The organism is Aneurinibacillus migulanus, assembly GCF_001274715.1.
GTDB lineage: Bacteria > Bacillota > Bacilli > Aneurinibacillales > Aneurinibacillaceae > Aneurinibacillus > Aneurinibacillus migulanus.
The window spans coordinates 1,659,308-1,678,079 of record NZ_LGUG01000004.1; the positions used below are offsets into that span (position 1 = coordinate 1,659,308).

Consider the following 18,772-nt stretch of genomic DNA (forward strand, 5'->3'; position numbering starts at 1 on the left):
TCAGTACAAGGGCTTCACCGCCTACTGATGGTTAGTTGCACTTATCGGGGTCTTACTGCCCGGACCGGGACAAATTTCAGAAGAAGGGAAGCGTGTCATGAGTTTCTTTAAAAAGCTAAAAGAAAAAATCTCGGGTCAAACCGAAGCGATTACACACAAGTTTAAGGAAGGCCTAACAAAAACGCGGGGAGCGTTTGAAAGGGTAGAAGACTTGGTACGCCGTTACAAACGGATTGATGATGAATTCTATGAGGAATTGGAAGACATTCTTATTTCCGCTGATGTCGGTGTGAATACGGTAATGGAACTGGTAGACGAGCTGCGTAGCGAAGCGCGCAAACAGAAAATCGAGAATGCGCATGACCTGCAACCGCTCCTTTCGGAGAAGCTGGTCGGCCTCCTACAGGAAAAGAAGGAAGATACGTCGCTTAACATCGAAGAAGGCCGTTTGAACATCATTTTGTTCGTCGGAGTTAATGGCGTTGGTAAGACGACTACTATCGGCAAGATGGCACATATGTTCAAAAGCCAGGGGAAAAAGGTTCTGCTGGCTGCAGGCGATACATTCCGTGCAGGAGCGATTGATCAGCTTGAGGTGTGGGGCGAGCGTGTCGGGGTAGAAGTGATAAAGCAGCAACAGGGTTCCGACCCGGCTGCCGTTATTTACGATGGTATCCATAATGCCCGGGCGAGAAAAGCGGATATTCTACTATGTGATACTGCCGGCCGTCTACAGAATAAAGTCAATCTGATGGAGGAGCTGGCGAAAATCAGACGGGTTATCTCCCGTGAGATTCCGGATGCACCGCACGAGACTCTGCTCGTGCTTGATGCGACGACTGGTCAGAATGCGCTCAGTCAAGCGAAGGCGTTTAGCCAATCCGCCGAACTATCCGGTATTGTGCTAACGAAACTGGACGGAACGGCTAAAGGTGGTATTGTTATTGCTATCCGTAATGAATTACAAGTGCCTGTGAAATTTGTCGGCCTCGGAGAAAAAATGGACGATTTGCAGCCGTTTGATGCCGAGCAGTTTGTTCATGCACTGTTTGCAACATCGATCGAAAAAGAAGCAGAAATGGAAAAAGAGGGAGAGTAAAGAGAAAAAGCTTGACACATACCCGATGCTTCTGTATGATTATTTCCTGTAAAGGATTTAGGCTTTACACGAATTTCCGTACACGGGGGACAGAACCCATGCTGGAGGAAACCACGCGTCTGCATTTACTGTACGACTTTTATGGGAGGCTGCTGAAAGACAGGCAGCGTAAATACTTTGAGATGTATTACCGTGATGACCTGTCGCTTGGCGAAATCGCCGAAATAGAAGATATTAGCCGACAGGCGGTATTCGAACAGGTTAAACGGATTGCTAGAACGTTAGAAGAGTATGAACGCAAGCTGGGTCTACTGGCTCGTTATGAGAAACGGCACACCCTGCTCGAAGAGCTGCAGCGGGAATTGTCTATGGAAGCGCCGCAAGATTCGCGTGCGATGAAGCTTACGCATGAACTTCTTGCGTTAGAAATGGAAATAGATTAGGAGGCGGACCATGGCATTTGAAAGCTTAGCCAGCCGACTGCAATCCACGTTTGACAAGCTTCGCGGCAAAGGGAAAGTTACCGAAGAAGACGTTACCAAAGCGATGCGCGAGGTACGTCTCGCTTTGCTCGAAGCGGACGTGAACTTCAAAGTTGTAAAAGAGTTTGTGAACCGAGTCAAGGAGCGGGCTATCGGCCAGGATGTGCTGAAGAGCCTGACACCGGGACAACAGGTTATCAAAGTCGTAAACGATGAATTGACGGAACTGATGGGCGGAGGCCAGAGTAAATTGGCGGCTGCTACTCGTCCCCCTACAATCGTAATGATGGTGGGTCTGCAGGGTGCGGGGAAGACGACGACGACAGGAAAGTTGGCCAATTATCTGCGCGGTAAGCAAAACCGCAAACCGTTGCTTGTGGCTTGCGATATTTATCGTCCAGCTGCGATTAAGCAGCTTGAAGTCGTCGGGAAGCAATTGAATATCCCCGTGTTTTCTATGGGAGATAAAGTGAGTCCGGTCGAAATCGCCAAAGCGGCAATCGCACATGCGAAAGAGGAGCATCTCGACTACGTATTGCTCGATACTGCTGGTCGTCTGCATATCGATGAAACTTTGATGGGCGAGTTGCAGGAAATAAAGGAAATCGCAAAACCGAATGAAATTCTGCTCGTGGTAGATGCAATGACAGGTCAGGATGCTGTTAATGTAGCGGAGAGCTTCAATAATCAGCTTGAGCTGACCGGTGTAGTTCTTACCAAGCTGGACGGTGACACGAAGGGCGGAGCTGCGCTTTCTGTCAAGTCTGTGACTGGTACACCGATTAAATTTGTCGGAATGGGCGAAAAAATGGATGCGCTCGAGCCTTTTCATCCAGATAGGATGGCAAGCCGGATTCTCGGAATGGGCGATGTGTTAACACTCATCGAGAAAGCGCAAATTGACGTAGACGAAGAAAAAGCCAAAGAGCTAGAGCGCAAGATGCGTACCGCTGAGTTTACATTTGAAGATTTCCTGGAGCAGATGGCTCAAGTCCGTAAGATGGGTCCGCTCGATGAATTGCTTAATATGATGCCGGGTATGAACAAAGTCAAAGGAATGAAAGATTTGAAGGTCGACGAGGGCGCCTTAAACCGGGTTGAAGCGATCGTTCGTTCCATGACGACGAAAGAGAAGCAGCAACCGGAAATCATTAATTCCAGCCGTCGTAAACGTATCGCTAAAGGCAGCGGAACGAGCGTTCAGGAAGTGAACCGTCTCATTAAGCAATTCGAAGATATGCGCAAGATGATGAAGCAATTTACGAAAATGACGGACAAAGCAAAGAAAAAAGGCGGCGGATTTAAATTTCCGTTCCTTGGATAGCCAATAAATGTTTGAAACTAAGTCTTTTCATTTATGGATGACTTTGTTTAAATAATTAATTAGTGTGTAAAACACAACATGGAGGGAATAACAAATGGCAGTTAAAATTCGCTTAAAACGTATGGGTCAAAAGAAAGCCCCTTTCTATCGTGTAGTAGTAGCAGATTCTCGCGCGCCGCGTGACGGCCGCTTCATCGAAGAAATCGGAACATACAATCCGGTAACGCAACCAGCAGAAGTTCAAATCGACGAAGAAAAAGCGTTGAAATGGCTTACTACAGGTGCTCAACCGACAGATACTGTTCGTAACCTGTTCCGTAAACAAGGTCTGATGCAGAAATTCCACGAAGCAAAAAACAGCAAGAAGTAATTCATTTAATCCAGGCGGGAGGACTAGCAGGTGAAATCATTAATTGAAGTGATTGCCAAGGCTCTTGTCGACCACCCTGATGCTGTTTCGATCGAAGAGGTGCTGCAAGAGCGGAATACTGTGTATCGCCTTTCCGTTCATCCGGATGATATGGGCAAAGTAATCGGAAAACAGGGCCGTATTGCTAAGTCTCTTCGCTCTGTTGTAGGTGCGATGGCTACGAAAGAAAACCAGCGCGTCACAATTGAAATCGTATAGCAAGTAATGAGAAAGCTGGGAGAATGCATCCCAGCTTTTCTTAACATTGGAGAAAAGAAAGGACGGAAAGAAAGAAGGGAGTCTTTCGTGATGCTAAAGATAAAGCGCAAAATAAACGTCATGATGATATTGACCGAATCGTCGCGCAAGCAGATGAAGGAAGAGTTCGATGCCATGCATAAGCGTTATGAATTAGAGCTGGAGCAGCTGAATTTCCAGGCAAAGAAACTTTTGCAGGAGGCGCAGCGCAAGGGGCGGGAAGCGCTTGACATCGTCCAGCGCCGCCTTACACAGGAGAGACAGGCGCGTGAGGAAAAAATCTCCCAGATTTCTTTTCAATTGGAGCAACTCGCGAATCTGCCGCTTGGCAGTGAGCTTCATTATACGACGGTTGAAAGCGAAGTAGAAGTAAGCGTAGGGGACGATTGGGGAAAAGTAATGGGAGGAACGGAAATTGTATTATTGGACGGCATGGTAAAAGAAATTCGTGAAGGAGGAACAAACGCGTGAGCGGAGAGTTTTTTACCGTAGGTAAGCTGGTGAATACGCATGGTATCCAGGGAGAGGTTCGTGTAGTTTCGGAAACCGATTTTCCAGAGGAGCGGTACAAGGAAGGTAGCGTGCTCTATTTATTTCATCCCGCAATGAAAAAACCGGTGCCATTAACCGTCGCAACAGCACGTGAGCATAAAAATTTTTACCTGCTGACCTTTAAAAACCATCCGTACATGCAGGATGTGGAGAAGTATAAGGGCGGTGTGTTAAAAATACGAGCAGAAGACCGCAAAGAGTTACCGGAAGGTGAGTTTTATTTTCAGGATATTATCGGCTGTGAGGTGTTTACTGAAGAAGGGCAGCACCTCGGCGTTATCAAGGAAATTCTCCAGCCGGGAGCCAATGATGTATGGGTAGTCAAGCCGGAAAAGGGAAAAGATATTCTTCTTCCATATATCGACCAGGTCGTTAAACAGATTGATATAACAAATCAACGCATTACGGTGCAGTTGCTTGAAGGATTAATTTAGGAGGCTGGCTTACGGCATGAAAATCGATATTTTGACGCTGTTTCCCGAGATGTTTGAAGGCGTGCTCGGCGCGAGCATTGTCGGAAAAGCAGAGAATAAAGGTCTTGTTTCGTTTCGGGTAGTAAACTTCCGCCAATTTTCGCAAAATAAGCATGGTCAAGTAGATGATATGCCGTATGGTGGGGGAGGGGGAATGGTATTGAAGCCTGAACCTATTTTTCGCGCGGTGGAATTCTTAACCGAGCCGGTGCCAGCCGTGGAGGCGAAAGCGGCAGGAAAGCCTGGAAAGCGTCCGCGTGTCATTCTGCTTTGTCCGCAGGGGCAGCGCTATAGCCAGAAGCTAGCTGAAGAACTAGCACAAGAAGAACACTTGATTTTTATTTGCGGCCATTATGAAGGCTACGATGAACGTATTCGTGAGCATTTGGTGACAGATGAAATCTCCATTGGTGATTATGTGCTGACCGGCGGTGAGTTGCCTGCCATGGTTATTATCGATAGTGTGGTTCGTCTGCAGGCGGGAGCGCTTGGTAATGCACAATCAGCAGTGACGGATTCGTACAGCACCGGTTTACTGGAGCACCCGCACTATACACGTCCAGCCGAGTTTCGTGGTTGGGATGTGCCTGAAGTACTTTTGTCCGGCCATCATGAGAACATCGAGAAGTGGCGATTAAAAGAGTCGTTGCGTCGTACACTGGAGCGTCGGCCGGATCTGCTGGATGAAATCGAACAGACGCCGGAAATAAAAAAATTGGTAGAAGAGCTGAAACAAGAGTTGTAACCTGGATCTCATTATGATATGATATTTCTCGTGAGCCAGCTTGGTTCGGATTAGGATGGTCCTCTTCCTATTGTGAGGTTGCGGTGATAAATGCAGCCGTCTACTTCTCATACGGAATGAACATCTGGTGGAAGGAGGAAACCTCATGCAACAAGTTATTCGTGAGATTGCTCAAGCGAACATGAAACAAGACATTCCTAGCTTCCGTCCCGGTGACACTGTACGTGTACACTTGAAAGTAGTTGAGGGACAACGGGAACGTATTCAGGTGTTCGAAGGAGTCGTAATCAAGCGTCGTGGAGGAAGCATCAGCGAAACTTTTACAGTTCGTAAAGTTTCTTATGGTGTCGGCGTTGAACGTACATTGCCGCTTCATTCTCCGAAAATCGACAAAATCGAAGTAGTACGCCACGGTAAAGTTCGTCGTGCGAAGCTCTACTATCTGCGCGATCGTGTGGGTAAAGCAGCACGCATTAAAGAAATTCGCCGTTAATGCGAGAGAAAAGGAGCTTGGTAACAAGCTCCTTTTTTTGCAGGCTAAAAAAAGCACAGTCCATCATTGTAGGGAGGAAAATATATGGTTGACGAAACCTCCTCTGAACCAATCAAAAAGAAGAAGGGAAAAAATGAAGCGTGGGAATGGATTAAAGCCCTAGGTATTGCCGTAGTGCTTGCGCTCATTATCCGTACCTTTTTGTTTGCGCCGTTTCTTGTCGACGGATCATCGATGATGCCAACGCTTGAGAACGGTGAACGTCTGATTGTAAACAAGCTGATTTATTATATGCAGGATCCGAAGCCGGGTGACATTGTCGTTTTCCACGCGACAAAGGAGAAGGATTATATTAAACGGGTCATTGCAACGGAAAATCAGACGGTGGAGATGAAAGATGACCAGCTATACATAGACGGAAAGCCGGTCGATGAACCGTATTTGAAACAGTATAAAGAAGAAGCGAAAGCGGAAGGCTATGTGCTGACGGATGATTTCGGTCCTGAGAAAGTACCGCAGGGCGAAGTGTTTGTCATGGGAGATAATCGCCGCAACAGCACGGATAGCCGCGTTATCGGTCCCGTACCGGTGAAGAATGTGGTCGGCCGTTCGGAGCTCATTATCTGGCCATTGGATAAAATTCGCTTAAACTAGCTTGAATTTATAAAGAAATGTAGGTGAGGCATATGACGATTCAATGGTTTCCGGGTCATATGGCCAAAGCGCGCAGGCAGGTTACGGAGAAACTAAAACTTATCGATGTCGTCATCGAGCTTCTCGATGCAAGGCTTCCATTATCAAGCCGTAACCCGATGATCGATGAGATTGTCTCCGGCAAGCCGCGCTTAATCTTATTGAATAAATCTGATTTGGCTGATGAAGCCGTAACGAAGGCCTGGGTACAGCATTTTGCCAACGATGAGGTTAAAGCGTTACCGATTGACGCGTTATCCGGTCGCGGGGTAAATAAACTGCCGCTAGAATGTCAGGCTCTGGTGGAAGAGATGATGGAGAAACGCCGTGCCAAGGGAATGCAAGACAGAGCCGTTCGGGCGATGATTATCGGCATTCCGAATGTCGGCAAGTCATCGTTGATGAATCGGCTGGCAGGACGCAAAGTGGCGCAAACGGGCGACCGTCCGGCGGTAACGAAAGCCCAACAATGGGTGAAAGTGGGCAAAGTGCTGGAACTTCTGGATACGCCGGGAATTTTGTGGCCTAAGTTTGAAGACCCTTTGGTGGGCTTACGTCTTGCAGCAAGCGGGGCGATTAAAGACGAGATTATTGACTTTCAGGAGGTGGCGCTTTTTGTCGTGGCCTACCTGCGTACGCACTACGAAGACGCGTTGAAGAATCGATATCAGATGGCCGATCTTGAAGAAAGTAAGCTTGCGATCATGGACGAAATTGGACGTAAGCGGGGATGTCTGGTGAGCGGTGGACATATTGATTATGATAAAGTTGCTGAATTGATTTTGCGAGAGTTACGTGGTGGAAAACTAGGTCGAATTTCGCTTGAACGTCCTGACGACAGATTTACGATTGATATGGCGCGCGTAAGCATGGACGAGATTACACCGTATTAAGGGAAAACAAGGGTTTGCCATATTTTCATAACGTAGACGTGCAGCTCTAGCTGCACGTTTTTGTTATATATAAAACAACACCCTTGATATAAAATAGATGTGAGGAGAGTTCTTATTGAATCCAGGTGAAATGACGATAAAAGAAGTAAAAGAATTTTTGCTGACATGTGAGAACTTGTCGGAAGAAGCGCAAGCGCTATTTGCAGCAGATATGCGAAGTGGTGTACAGGCGGCGTTCAAACAGTGGCACCGGCGTATGGAAAAAACGCAGCAATTGTATCAGCGCTGGCTCGATATGAGCAAGCATGAACAGGAATTATGGAAAAAAGGATATGCGTACATCGCTGGTGTGGATGAGGTAGGACGTGGACCATTAGCCGGTCCGGTTGTTACGGCAGCCGTCATTCTACCGCAAGATTTTTATTTACCCGGTCTGAACGATTCGAAAAAAGTACCAGCTGCCAGGCGTGAGGAAATGTATGAGCAGATAATGAAACAGGCAGTGGCCGTATCGGTCGCCTTAAGCGATGCTGCGCTAATTGATGAGATTAATATTTTTCAGGCAACGTTAAGGGCCATGCAAATAGCCGTGCAAAATCTTTCCGTTGCACCAGACATTACGCTGAACGATGCGGTAACCATTCCTAAAGTATCCGTAGAGCAGCGACCGATTATCGGTGGGGATGGCAAGAGTATATCCATTGCTGCTGCTTCTATCATCGCAAAAGTTGAACGAGATCGCATGATGAAAGAGTATGATGTGCAGTATCCTGGATATGGCTTCGCGTCCAATATGGGCTACGGCACGGCAGAGCATCTGGCTGCCCTGCGTGCCCTGGGACCTTGCCAGATTCACCGCCGAAGCTTCGGTGGCGTGTTGGTTCCTTAATGTCAAACTTCCATGGTTCATGGGAAAGGAGACAAACGTATGATTCAAGGATTTATGACAGGTCAAATCCTCCAGCAATTAAATAGCAGACAGGCGTCTCTTATTGAATTGATGCCGGGTCAAGTATTTCAAGGCAAAGTGCTGAAGCTGTTCCCCGATAACCTGGCTACGGTACAGCTGGGAGGATTAACAGTGACAGCTCATTTGGAAACACCCCTTGAACTTGGCCAGCGAACATGGCTGCAAGTGCAACCAGGCGGGCAACCTGTGACGCTTAGAGTGATTAATCAGCCCGGACAGCCGGGTCAGGCATCGGAAGCCAGCATGGAAGGGCTGGCAAAGGCGCTTGGAGCTCCTATAACAAAAGAATCGCTTTCGCTGTTACATAAAGCCGTAGATGCAGGAATTCCGCTGCGTGCAGAATCTTTGCGTTCATTTGAGCGTATCATTGCGGAAACAGGGGCAGACCCGACAATAGAAGATGCAATTATGCTGGCAGCAAAAAAGGGACTTCCTCTTACAAAAGAGACGGTACTGGCTCTGCGTGCGTTTGCCGGCAACACCAGTTTAGAAGGTGAAATGGGAAAACTCTCCCGTTTAGCACAACAGGCGATGGCACAACCAGAAGGATTGCCTGTGGATATAAAAGAAGGGTTACAACAACTTCTGACACGGATGGAAGGCGCCAGAAATGGACTGGCACAGGTGAAAAACTCGTTTGCCTTGTCTTCCTCTTCAAGTTCGGCAGCGCAGCCAGAAGGGTCTCCTTCTCAATCCGTTCTGCAAAATGGTGCGCAACTTTCTGCTATACAGGCGGAGAAAGCAGCAGAGGCAGCACAAAACGCTCCGACTCCCGGCATCAAACAAGTGATAGCTGATTTTTTCGAGCGCCTGGGATTAAATCATGAGAAAGTGTTGGGACTTACGGGGGGAGAGAAAACAATAGCCACAGAAGCGGAGAACGTTAAAGCAACGCTTCTCCACTTACTGCAGCATCCGAAGGCGGAAGCGTTGCCGGCCCCTCTGCGTGAACAAATGCAGCAGTTTGTGCAGCAAGTAACCGGACAACAGCTTATGATGACGGGCTCAGCAGGTGATAATGCTTTCGTTCAGGTGGCCATTCAACTGCCATCGCCGGGCCAAGAGAATGGTGAAAATACACTTATTCAAATCGAATCGCGGAAGAAAGGCAGAGGAGAGCTGGATCCTGACAATTGCCGTTTGTTTTTCTATCTATCTATGCAGAATATGGGCGAAACCATGCTCGATGTGTCTATTGTTAATAAGATTCTATCCGTTACTCTCTATAATAATCAGGAGGGACTTGGTGATTTGGTGCGTGTTCTACGTACCCCATTAGAACGAAGTCTTGCTGAACAGGGATACCGTTTATCGGGGTTACGTGTACTATCTGTACCGGACAGCACAGGTAGAGAGAGCAGCCGTACGTCTGTGTCTTCGCTTTCGCTGCCGCCTTCAAGTGTGGCTCATTACAAAGGAGTTGATTTCCGAGTATGAAACAGCCATATCAGCGCAAAAGTGCGGTTGCTCTGCGTTATACGCCCGGTGAAGCAGAGGCGCCCCGCGTCATCGCCAAAGGCCAGGGTCATATAGCTGGGAAAATTATGGAACAGGCCAAAGAGCATGGGGTACCGGTTCAGCAGGATCCATCGTTGGTAGAAGTGTTGAGTAGTCTCGAGCTCAATGAACAGATTCCGGTGGAACTCTATCAGGTAGTGGCGGAGATTCTTGCCTTTGTCTATCAAACGGATCAGCGGAGCAGACGGAAATGACACCGCCCCGTAAAACAAATAAGCAAAAGGGCGAGGACGGGGAGCTGTTTGCGTGTCGCTATTTAGAGGAAAAAGGATACCAGCTTGAGCGGCGGAATTTTCGTACGCGTACCGGAGAGATTGACTTAATCATGCGGGATGGGGACTGGCTTGTATTTATTGAAGTTAAGATGCGGACCAGCGATATGTATGGTCATGGCAGTGAAGCGATTACTGCTGCAAAACAGCGGACGATTCATAGAACAGCGCTTGAATATTTGCTGCAATACTATGGAGGATCGACTGTCCATTCGTTCAGATTTGATGTCATTGTTGTGACGGTAGCAGCTTCGTATTCTGAGCCGGAAATCATGCATATTTTGCATGCTTTTTAGTGAGACATACTACACTTGTTGGATATCCATAGATTGGAAGAAAGAAGATGCATGTGTCGGCGTGTTCCCTCGTCTCTTTCTCGCAAGGAAGAGATACGGCCGCTTTGTGGCGCCAAGGCCGGACCGGCAAAACATCTGGGCCTCTCAGTGCGGGAGACGAATCGACGCCCGTTTGGGGCACGGTGTGTTGGCTATCCGCTGGGTAATCAACACCCTTGAAGACATATAAATAGGCAGCGGAAAAACGTCCTTCCCGTGACACCTGTCCACATGAAATGTCGCCTTCGTGCATATAGTATAGTGTACTCGATGTGTAACACCTCCTTTTCACACACCTGCAATTTGCAGGTGTTTTTTTTATGGATAAGAAAGCGACATATCGTTTCTTCCGATCGTATCAATTGAAAAACGCGCGAGGCGTGTGTTAAACGTTGCTTGTGCAGCAGAGCTGCATAAGAGCAACTAGGATGGTTGCTCGCACTAGTCAAGTTTTCTTTAATGGCAGAAAGAGAAGGGAAAATCAACTCTAGTTATTCGTGAAAATATATGGTATTTTTTTACAAAAAGGGAGTTGAGTGAAAAGGATGTTCGCACGGGTATATAGCGCTACGGTACTAGGAATTCAGGGGATAGACGTAGAAGTAGAGGTGGACATCGCGAATGGACTGCCTTACTTTGAAATTAGCGGGCTTGCCGCTTAGACTGTACGTGAAGCACGTAATCGGGTCAAATCAGCAGTAAAAAACAGCGGCTATTCGTTTCCCCTGCAGCGCATTACAGTGAATCTCGCACCGGCAGACGTTCGTAAAGCAGGTTCCATGCTTGACTTAGCGATCGCGATCGGTATCTTGATCGGCAGCGGACAGGTAACCATCCAGAGTGGGCTTGCTAACTGGATATTTCTCGGAGAACTGTCGTTGGATGGAAAATTACGTCCGCTACATGGGTTGTTTCCGATGATTATCGCTGCTAAACAGGCGGGTTTTGCTGGCGCAGTTATTCCTGCATCATGTGAAGAAGATGTGGAACGAGCGAGGTTGCCAATTGTACGGGTCGCTACATTGAAGGAATGCGTGGCGTGTTGTTCTCTGTCGGATAACGCATTGCAAGCATTCTGCCGTTCCTCGGAAAGTAAGGGAAGCCGGTTCAATCAGACGGAACAGACTATAGAGACCACTTGCTTCAGTGACGTGAAAGGACAGCATCATGTTAAAAGGGCAATGGAAGTAGCCGCTGCCGGTTCACATCATTTAACGATGGTAGGTCCGCCAGGTACGGGGAAGACGATGATGGCGCGTCGCTTTCCTGCCATTTTACCGTCGCTTGATGAGGAGCAGTCGCTTATCGTTGACACGATTTACAGTGCTTGCCGGCTGCTTTCAGAAAGATGGAAGCAAGCGCCTTATCCTCCATTTCGTGCGCCACACGCCTCTATTACGAGGGCTGGCATGATCGGAGGCGGCACTTTTCTCACACCGGGAGAGATGAGCCTCTCACATCTTGGCGTATTGTTTTTGGATGAATGGCCGGAATTTTCGCGGAATGTATTGGAAGCGATGCGTCAGCCGCTTGAGGACGGATATATTACACTCGTACGGAGAGAAGGCAAGCTTTCCTTCCCTTGTCATTTATTACTTGTGAGCACATTTAATCCGTGTTTTTGTGGGTTTTATGGTTTTGAAACAGATAGTCAGCCCTGTAAGTGTTCGCCAAATGAGATTAAGAGGTACTGGAAACGACTTTCGGGTCCGATGCTTGATCGCATGGATATTCAAGTGGAGGTTCCGAGAGTACGTATCGACGATATGCGGAAAGATGAGCCCATCACGACAGATATGATGCGTGAGCGAGTACAGGCGGCGAGAGAGAGGCAAGCACACCGTTATTCAGGAACACAAATTCAGGCCAATTCCCAAGTATCAGGACGATGGCTTACACACTATATTCCTCTCTCTTCTACGGTACAGGCATGGCTCTCTGCACTTTACCAGACAAGTGGTATAAGTAATCGCTCCTACGATAAAATAATAAAACTGGCGCGTACGATTGCCGATTTGGAAGATAGTCAGCATGTGTGCGAAGAACACATTGCCGAAGCTTTTCAGTACCGAGCTCTCGATCAAAAGCAATGGAAAGAGAAAATATAATAAAAAATTTTCGACATAAATCTCTGTGGATAACAATATCTACAAGAAAAAGCTAGATTTCAAGATAAGTCTGAATGTTTGTGCACAGCTTATTCACAGGAAGTTGTGGATAACAGAACGCTTGTTCCGAAAAAAGGCCGATGTTACAATATGGAAAATGGCAGAAAACGAGGGGGAGCGTCTATGCACTTACTTTCGGATGAAGCGTTGCTTGATGCCTACGTGAAAGCGACGCACCTTGGTCTAGAGCAGGAGTTTATTGCACTTTTGATGGAAGAAATAAATAAGCGAGACTTACATGTACCGCCTCATTGACAAGCAGATGTCTAACATCTGCTTTATTTTTTTGTAAACAATAAGTCGATGTAAAAAAATCAGAAAAATACGGAAAGCATGCAGGTATTTGCCGAATCGTGCCGAATAAGCTATACTGTATTGCGCAGACGAGCTTATGAGAGAGAAGCTTGATGCGTTTATTTTATGCAAAATGTGGTTAGGAGGATGGAGAATGAATATCCATGAGTATCAAGGCAAAGAGATACTTAAGCAGTACGGCGTTGTCGTACCGAATGGAAAAGTAGCGTTCACGGTAAACGAAGCGGTAGAAGCGGCGAAGGAACTGGACACGAACGTGTATGTAGTGAAAGCGCAAATCCATGCGGGCGGACGCGGTAAAGCTGGCGGGGTTAAAATCGCCAAAAACCTGGACGAAGTTCGTACATATGCGCAGGAAATCCTCGGCAAGGTTCTTGTTACGCATCAAACGGGACCGGAAGGCAAAGAAGTAAAACGTTTGCTTATCGAAGAAGGATGCGACATTCAAAAAGAGTACTATGTAGGGCTCGTTGTTGACCGTAACACGAACCGCGTAGTTATGATGGCATCTGAAGAGGGCGGTACTGAAATCGAAGAGGTAGCGGAAAAAACACCGGAGAAAATTTTCAAAGAGGCGATTGATCCGGCTGTAGGACTTCTTCCTTTCCAAGCGCGCAAACTCGCTTTCTCAATTAACATTCCAAGCAAATTGGTAAATAAAGCTGTGAAATTCATGATGGGCTTGTATCAGGCATTCGTTGATAAAGATTGCTCGATCGCGGAAATCAACCCGCTTGTTGTAACAGGCGACGGCAATGTTATGGCGCTTGATGCGAAGCTGAATTTCGATTCGAATGCACTGTATCGTCACCAAGACGTGATGAAACTGCGCGATCTTGATGAAGAAGACCCGAAAGAAATCGAAGCCTCCAACTATGACCTTAACTACATTGCACTTGGTGGTAACATCGGTTGCATGGTTAATGGAGCAGGTTTGGCGATGGCTACAATGGATATTATTAAATTCTACGGCGGCGAACCGGCGAACTTCCTTGATGTTGGGGGCGGTGCCACTGCGGAAAAAGTTACGGCTGCTTTCAAGCTGATTCTGTCCGATGAAAATGTAAAAGGTATTTTCATTAACATTTTTGGCGGTATCATGAAGTGTGACGTTATCGCAGAAGGTGTAGTAGAAGCGGCAAAACAAGTAAGTCTTGACCGTCCGCTTGTTGTGCGTCTCGAAGGCACGAATGTAGACCTTGGCAAGAAAATCCTTAACGAGTCCGGCCTCAATATCGTAGCGGCAGAATCGATGGCAGACGGCGCGGAAAAAATCGTTTCCTTGGTGAAATAAGAAAGGTGGGACTGGAGAGTTATGAGTATTCTTATCAATAAAGATACAAAAGTAATCACTCAGGGTATTACTGGTGCTACTGGTTTATTCCATGCAAAAGGGTGCCGCGAATACGGTTCGCAAATGGTTGGCGGTACTTCACCAGGAAAAGGTGGCACAGAAGTTGATGGTTTCCCTGTTTTTGACACGGTAACTGAAGCGGTAAAAGAAACAGGCGCGAACGCATCTGTTATTTATGTTGCAGCGCCGTTCGCAGCCGATGCCATTATGGAAGCGGTAGACGCAGAGCTTGACCTGGTAATCTGCATCACTGAAGGTATCCCTGTACTTGATATGGTAAAAGTTAAACGCTATATGGAAGGCAGCAAAACCCGTCTTATCGGACCGAACTGCCCGGGTGTTATCACACCAGGCGAATGCAAAATCGGCATCATGCCGGGCTACATTCATGCGCCGGGTAAAGTAGGGATCGTATCCCGCTCTGGAACCCTCACATATGAGGCGGTTCATCAGCTTACAACGAATGGTATCGGACAATCCACTGCTGTAGGTATTGGTGGAGACCCGGTTAACGGCACGGATTTTATCGATTGCCTCAAACTTTTCAATGAGGATCCGGATACGGAAGCTGTTATCATGATTGGTGAGATCGGCGGCACAGCAGAAGAAGAAGCAGCTGAATGGGTAAAAGCCAACATGAAAAAACCGGTTGTAGGCTTTATCGGTGGCCAAACTGCACCTCCAGGAAAGCGTATGGGACATGCTGGTGCCATCATTTCTGGCGGTAAAGGAACAGCTGCGGAAAAAATTAAGGCGATGGAAGCTTGCGGCATTCGCGTAGCGAAAACACCTGCTGTGATGGGCGAGACAATGATCGAAGCCCTTAAAGCCCATGGCCTGCTTGAAGTATGCAAAACAATTAAATAAGTTTGCAAGAGAGGAGCGCTGCATTAGCGCTCCTTTTTTGATGGATAAGAAACGATATGCCGCTGTAAAGCAAGAAAGCGACATATCGTTTCTTCCGATCGTGTGACTTGAAAAACTCACGAGGCGTGTGCCAAACGTTTCCTTTTCCTTATGGAGCGCGTGACACGTCGGGCGAAAAAGACCGGCAAAGCCCGCGAGTTTTTCTTGTTATATTTTTATTTATAAGGAAGGATTTTCCATATATTTCCTCGAAAATCATTTAGAAAGGACATGAAGGAGTGAGGAAAAATGGAAAAGCAAGCGTATATGTTATTGGCTTTATCACATATTAACCGGGTGGGGCGGCGTACGCTTCGTCTTGCGCGTCTGCTTGGGGAGACAGTAGATTTCTCAAGTTGTACCCCAAGAGATATACAGAAGATGTTAGAAGTCACGCCAGAGGCGGCAGAACGCATTAAGAATGAATTCAGCCTGCAAGATGCCGTAATGCGTGCGCAGAAATGGGCTGCGGAGGGGATTGATGTACTTACTCAGTATCATTCGGAGTATCCCAACCTGTTGCGCGAAATTCCTGACCCGCCTGAGATTTTATACATAACTGGTAACAAAGACCTCTTACACCGCCCTGCTATTGCGGTCATAGGCGCGCGTCGACCTACCGCCTATGGCAAAAATGTCGCTCTGCAGTGGGCGCGCGAGTTAGCGGAGCAGGATGTAGTCATTGTGTCTGGTATGGCACGGGGCATCGATAGTGAAGCGCACAGAGGGGCATTAGCTGCTGGTGGCGCCACAGTAGCAGTGCTCGGATGCGGCGTAAATGTTGTTTATCCTTCTGAGAATCGGGCCTTGACTGTAGAAATGCGGCGTAAAGGAGCAGTTCTTTCCGAGTATCCTCCGGGCACGGAGCCAATGCGAGGTTTTTTCCCAGAACGCAACCGCATTATTAGCGGACTGGCACGCGGTGTACTCGTTGTCGAGGCTGCTTCGCGCAGTGGTTCACTCATTACGGCTGATTTGGCCGTTGATCAGGGAAGGGATGTATTCGCTGTACCGGGCTCGATTTTTTCTCCAAGGAGCGCAGGTTGTCATTGGCTGATTCAGCAGGGAGCAAAATTAGTGCAAAATATTCATGATGTGCTAAGCGAATATCCAGACTTGATTTCGGATACAAATGAAAATACAATCTATGCGGGCGCTACGACGCTGCCACCTCTTACTTCAGAGGAGAAGAGCGTATTGTCCGTAATTGGGTGGGATGCGATGTCATATGAAGACATTTTATGTCGAACTTCGTTTTCCTCTGGCTATTTACACTATCTTTTGTTATCTTTGCAAGTAAAACAGCAGATTACACAATTGCCCGGACCTGCTTTTATCCGGCTGGGAAATAAGAAAGATGTTTGACAAACGCAAGTTTTGTAATTAATAATAGGAGGAATTCTTTTCTTTCAGAAAAGGGGGAAACATGCTTGGCAGATTCACTGGTAATAGTGGAGTCTCCCGCAAAGGCGAAGACAATCGGGAAATATCTCGGTAAGAAATATATCGTAAAAGCATCGATGGGCCATGTGAGGGATTTACCGAAAAGTCAAATGGGAGTCGATCCTAAAGAAGGATTTCAACCGAAATATATCACGATTCGCGGCAAAGGAGACGTATTGAAAGAGCTGCGGGATGCATCTAAGAAAGTAAAGAACATTTATCTGGCGGCGGACCCCGATCGTGAAGGCGAGGCCATTGCCTGGCATCTGGCACATAGCTTAAACATAAACGAGGAACAAGCGTGCCGCGTCGTATTTAATGAGATTACGAAGCAAGCTGTAAAAGAGGCATTCAAGCATCCGCGTAAAATCGATATGGATTTGGTTAACGCTCAGCAAACACGCCGCATTCTTGATCGGCTGGTTGGCTACAATATATCACCGTTGCTTTGGAAAAAGGTGAAAAAGGGCCTGAGTGCAGGGCGCGTACAGTCAGTAGCAGTAAAGCTTATCATCGATCGTGAAAAAGAAATCAATGCTTTTATTCCGGAAGAATATTGGTCGGTAACTGCGCATTTGAAGTCCGGCAAAGAAATATTCGAAGCTAAATTTTACGGTTATGAAAATGAAAAAGTGGAGCTGAAAACCGAAGCAGAAGTACAGGAGCTTCTGCGTAGGATCGAAGGCAAAGCGTATGTAATTAACGAAATTAAAAGGCGGGAGCGAAGACGAAATCCGGCCGCGCCGTTTACAACTAGCTCACTGCAGCAGGAGGCAGCCCGTAAACTGAACTTCCGCGCAGCCAAAACAATGATGGTTGCGCAACAACTCTACGAAGGAATCGATATCGGCAAAGAAGGCACAGTTGGTTTAATTACGTATATGCGCACGGATTCAACCCGAATTTCGCCGACAGCGCAGGAAGAAGCGAAAAAGCATATCGCAGAAGCATACGGGGAAGAGTATACGCTCAGTGAACCACGTCAGTTCAGCAAGAAGGAAGGGGCTCAGGATGCGCATGAAGCGATCCGCCCGACCTTAGTAGGCAAAGAGCCTGCTTCGTTGAAGGAATACCTGTCTAGAGATCAAATGAAACTGTACCGTCTAATTTGGGAGCGCTTCATTGCTAGTCAGATGGCTGCAGCGGTGCTTGATACGGTAACAGCAGATATTGCGGTCGGTGATGCGCTGTTCCGTGCCAACGGTTCCCAGGTAAAATTCCCGGGATTTATGAAGGTATATGTAGAGGGCACGGATGATGTTCAGAAAGAAGATGACAAGATGCTGCCACCGCTTGAAGAGAAGCAGGAAGTGGCACTTGCGGAAATGGACCCGAAGCAGCATTTTACTCAGCCGCCACCGCGTTATTCGGAAGCGCGCCTGGTTAAAACGCTTGAAGAGCTCGGGATAGGCAGACCTAGCACATTTGCACCGACGCTTGATACGATTCAGAAGAGAGGCTATGTGGCACTGCAGGATCGCCGGTTTATTCCAACCGAGTTGGGGGAAATCGTGCTTGGATTAATGGAAGAGTTTTTCCCGGAAATTCTTGATACGAAATTCACCGCCAAAATGGAAGACGACCTCGATCATATTGAAGAAGGCAGGGCCGAATGGGTTAAAGTACTCGATGATTTCTATCAAGGTTTTTCCAAGCGCTTAGAGGTGGCAGAGAAGCACATGCAGGAAGTGGAGATTAAAGATGAAGTCTCTGATGTGAACTGCGATAAATGTGGCAGCCACATGGTGTACAAAATTGGACGCTATGGCAAGTTCCTTGCTTGTTCTGCATTTCCGGATTGCCGCAATACGATGCCTATTGTGAAAGAAATCGGCGTAAAATGTCCAAAATGTGAAACCGGAGAGATTGTGGAACGTAAGAGTAAGAAGAACCGGCTTTTCTACGGATGCAATAACTATCCGGATTGCGATTTTGTCTCATGGGATAAACCGTTGCCGCGCTCCTGTCCGAAATGCAGCAAAATGCTTGTTGAGAAAAAGGGCAAGGGCAAGAATAAAGGTCCTGTAGTTCATTGTTCAGAATGTGACTATCAGGAAGAAACATCGTAAG

Annotated in this window: 21 protein-coding genes and 1 pseudogene; all 22 read left to right on the forward strand. The window is 47.3% G+C overall.

The features are described from left to right. The first annotated feature begins 97 nt into the window (after positions 1-97). The 22 genes and pseudogenes from ftsY to topA all read left to right on the forward strand — a co-directional run bounded on the left by ftsY (position 98) and on the right by topA (position 18,771). Positions 98-1,099: a signal recognition particle-docking protein FtsY gene (gene ftsY, locus AF333_RS09860; protein ID WP_043066013.1), complete on the forward strand. Its 1,002-nt coding sequence runs from the start codon at positions 98-100 to the stop codon at positions 1,097-1,099. Positions 1,100-1,197: 98 nt separating this feature from the next. Then, the gene (gene ylxM, locus AF333_RS09865) at positions 1,198-1,542 is read left to right on the forward strand and encodes a YlxM family DNA-binding protein (RefSeq protein WP_043066012.1); all 345 of its coding nucleotides are present in this window, start codon (positions 1,198-1,200) and stop codon (positions 1,540-1,542) included. Positions 1,543-1,552: 10 nt separating this feature from the next. After that, positions 1,553-2,905, forward strand: coding sequence for a signal recognition particle protein (gene ffh, locus AF333_RS09870; protein ID WP_043066011.1), 1,353 nt, complete (start codon positions 1,553-1,555; stop codon positions 2,903-2,905). Positions 2,906-2,999: 94 nt separating this feature from the next. Continuing rightward, a complete protein-coding gene (gene rpsP, locus AF333_RS09875) occupies positions 3,000-3,275 on the forward strand; it encodes a 30S ribosomal protein S16 (protein ID WP_043066010.1) in 276 nt (91 codons plus the stop codon). 30 nt (positions 3,276-3,305) lie between these two features. Continuing rightward, on the forward strand, positions 3,306-3,533 hold the full coding sequence (locus AF333_RS09880) for a KH domain-containing protein (protein WP_043066009.1): 228 nt from the start codon (positions 3,306-3,308) through the stop codon (positions 3,531-3,533). A 90-nt stretch (positions 3,534-3,623) separates the two neighbouring features. Then, positions 3,624-4,043 (forward strand): YlqD family protein, encoded by a 420-nt coding sequence (locus tag AF333_RS09885; protein ID WP_043066008.1) that lies wholly within the window; start codon positions 3,624-3,626, stop codon positions 4,041-4,043. Next, positions 4,040-4,558: a ribosome maturation factor RimM gene (rimM, locus tag AF333_RS09890; RefSeq protein WP_043066007.1), complete on the forward strand. Its 519-nt coding sequence runs from the start codon at positions 4,040-4,042 to the stop codon at positions 4,556-4,558. The genes AF333_RS09885 and rimM overlap by 4 nt, the downstream gene beginning before the upstream one ends. A 16-nt stretch (positions 4,559-4,574) precedes the next feature. Further along, entirely contained in the window at positions 4,575-5,342 is a 768-nt protein-coding gene (gene trmD, locus AF333_RS09895; protein WP_043066006.1) for a tRNA (guanosine(37)-N1)-methyltransferase TrmD, read from the forward strand. Positions 5,343-5,487: 145 nt separating this feature from the next. Further along, entirely contained in the window at positions 5,488-5,835 is a 348-nt protein-coding gene (gene rplS / locus AF333_RS09900) for a 50S ribosomal protein L19 (protein ID WP_021621470.1), read from the forward strand. Between the two features lie 84 nt (positions 5,836-5,919). Continuing rightward, the gene (lepB, locus tag AF333_RS09905) at positions 5,920-6,489 is read left to right on the forward strand and encodes a signal peptidase I (protein ID WP_043066005.1); all 570 of its coding nucleotides are present in this window, start codon (positions 5,920-5,922) and stop codon (positions 6,487-6,489) included. 32 nt (positions 6,490-6,521) lie between these two features. Beyond that, entirely contained in the window at positions 6,522-7,421 is a 900-nt protein-coding gene (ylqF, locus tag AF333_RS09910; protein ID WP_043066004.1) for a ribosome biogenesis GTPase YlqF, read from the forward strand. Positions 7,422-7,536: 115 nt separating this feature from the next. Continuing rightward, complete coding sequence (locus AF333_RS09915; RefSeq protein WP_043066003.1) at positions 7,537-8,310, forward strand: ribonuclease HII; 774 nt, start codon at positions 7,537-7,539, stop codon at positions 8,308-8,310. Between the two features lie 39 nt (positions 8,311-8,349). Next, a complete protein-coding gene (locus AF333_RS09920) occupies positions 8,350-9,828 on the forward strand; it encodes a hypothetical protein (protein WP_043066002.1) in 1,479 nt (492 codons plus the stop codon). Then, positions 9,825-10,103, forward strand: a complete 279-nt coding sequence (locus AF333_RS09925; RefSeq protein ID WP_043066001.1) for an EscU/YscU/HrcU family type III secretion system export apparatus switch protein — start codon at positions 9,825-9,827, stop codon at positions 10,101-10,103. The genes AF333_RS09920 and AF333_RS09925 overlap by 4 nt, the downstream gene beginning before the upstream one ends. Next, positions 10,100-10,477 (forward strand): YraN family protein, encoded by a 378-nt coding sequence (locus AF333_RS09930; RefSeq protein ID WP_043066000.1) that lies wholly within the window; start codon positions 10,100-10,102, stop codon positions 10,475-10,477. The genes AF333_RS09925 and AF333_RS09930 overlap by 4 nt, the downstream gene beginning before the upstream one ends. Positions 10,478-10,510: 33 nt before the next feature. Continuing rightward, on the forward strand, positions 10,511-10,696 hold the full coding sequence (locus AF333_RS34930; RefSeq protein ID WP_235496298.1) for a hypothetical protein: 186 nt from the start codon (positions 10,511-10,513) through the stop codon (positions 10,694-10,696). Between the two features lie 494 nt (positions 10,697-11,190). Next, positions 11,191-12,624, forward strand: a pseudogene (locus AF333_RS09940) (YifB family Mg chelatase-like AAA ATPase); the annotation flags it as partial. 183 nt (positions 12,625-12,807) lie between these two features. Continuing rightward, positions 12,808-12,939, forward strand: coding sequence for a sporulation histidine kinase inhibitor Sda (sda, locus tag AF333_RS32675; RefSeq protein WP_139188857.1), 132 nt, complete (start codon positions 12,808-12,810; stop codon positions 12,937-12,939). A 193-nt stretch (positions 12,940-13,132) separates the two neighbouring features. After that, complete coding sequence (sucC, locus tag AF333_RS09945; protein ID WP_043065998.1) at positions 13,133-14,293, forward strand: ADP-forming succinate--CoA ligase subunit beta; 1,161 nt, start codon at positions 13,133-13,135, stop codon at positions 14,291-14,293. A 21-nt stretch (positions 14,294-14,314) separates the two neighbouring features. Continuing rightward, entirely contained in the window at positions 14,315-15,220 is a 906-nt protein-coding gene (sucD, locus tag AF333_RS09950; RefSeq protein ID WP_043065997.1) for a succinate--CoA ligase subunit alpha, read from the forward strand. Positions 15,221-15,508: 288 nt separating this feature from the next. Next, positions 15,509-16,624, forward strand: a complete 1,116-nt coding sequence (dprA, locus tag AF333_RS09955) for a DNA-processing protein DprA (protein ID WP_043065996.1) — start codon at positions 15,509-15,511, stop codon at positions 16,622-16,624. A 65-nt stretch (positions 16,625-16,689) separates the two neighbouring features. Further along, a complete protein-coding gene (topA, locus tag AF333_RS09960; protein WP_043065995.1) occupies positions 16,690-18,771 on the forward strand; it encodes a type I DNA topoisomerase in 2,082 nt (693 codons plus the stop codon). Position 18,772 lies beyond the last annotated feature (1 nt).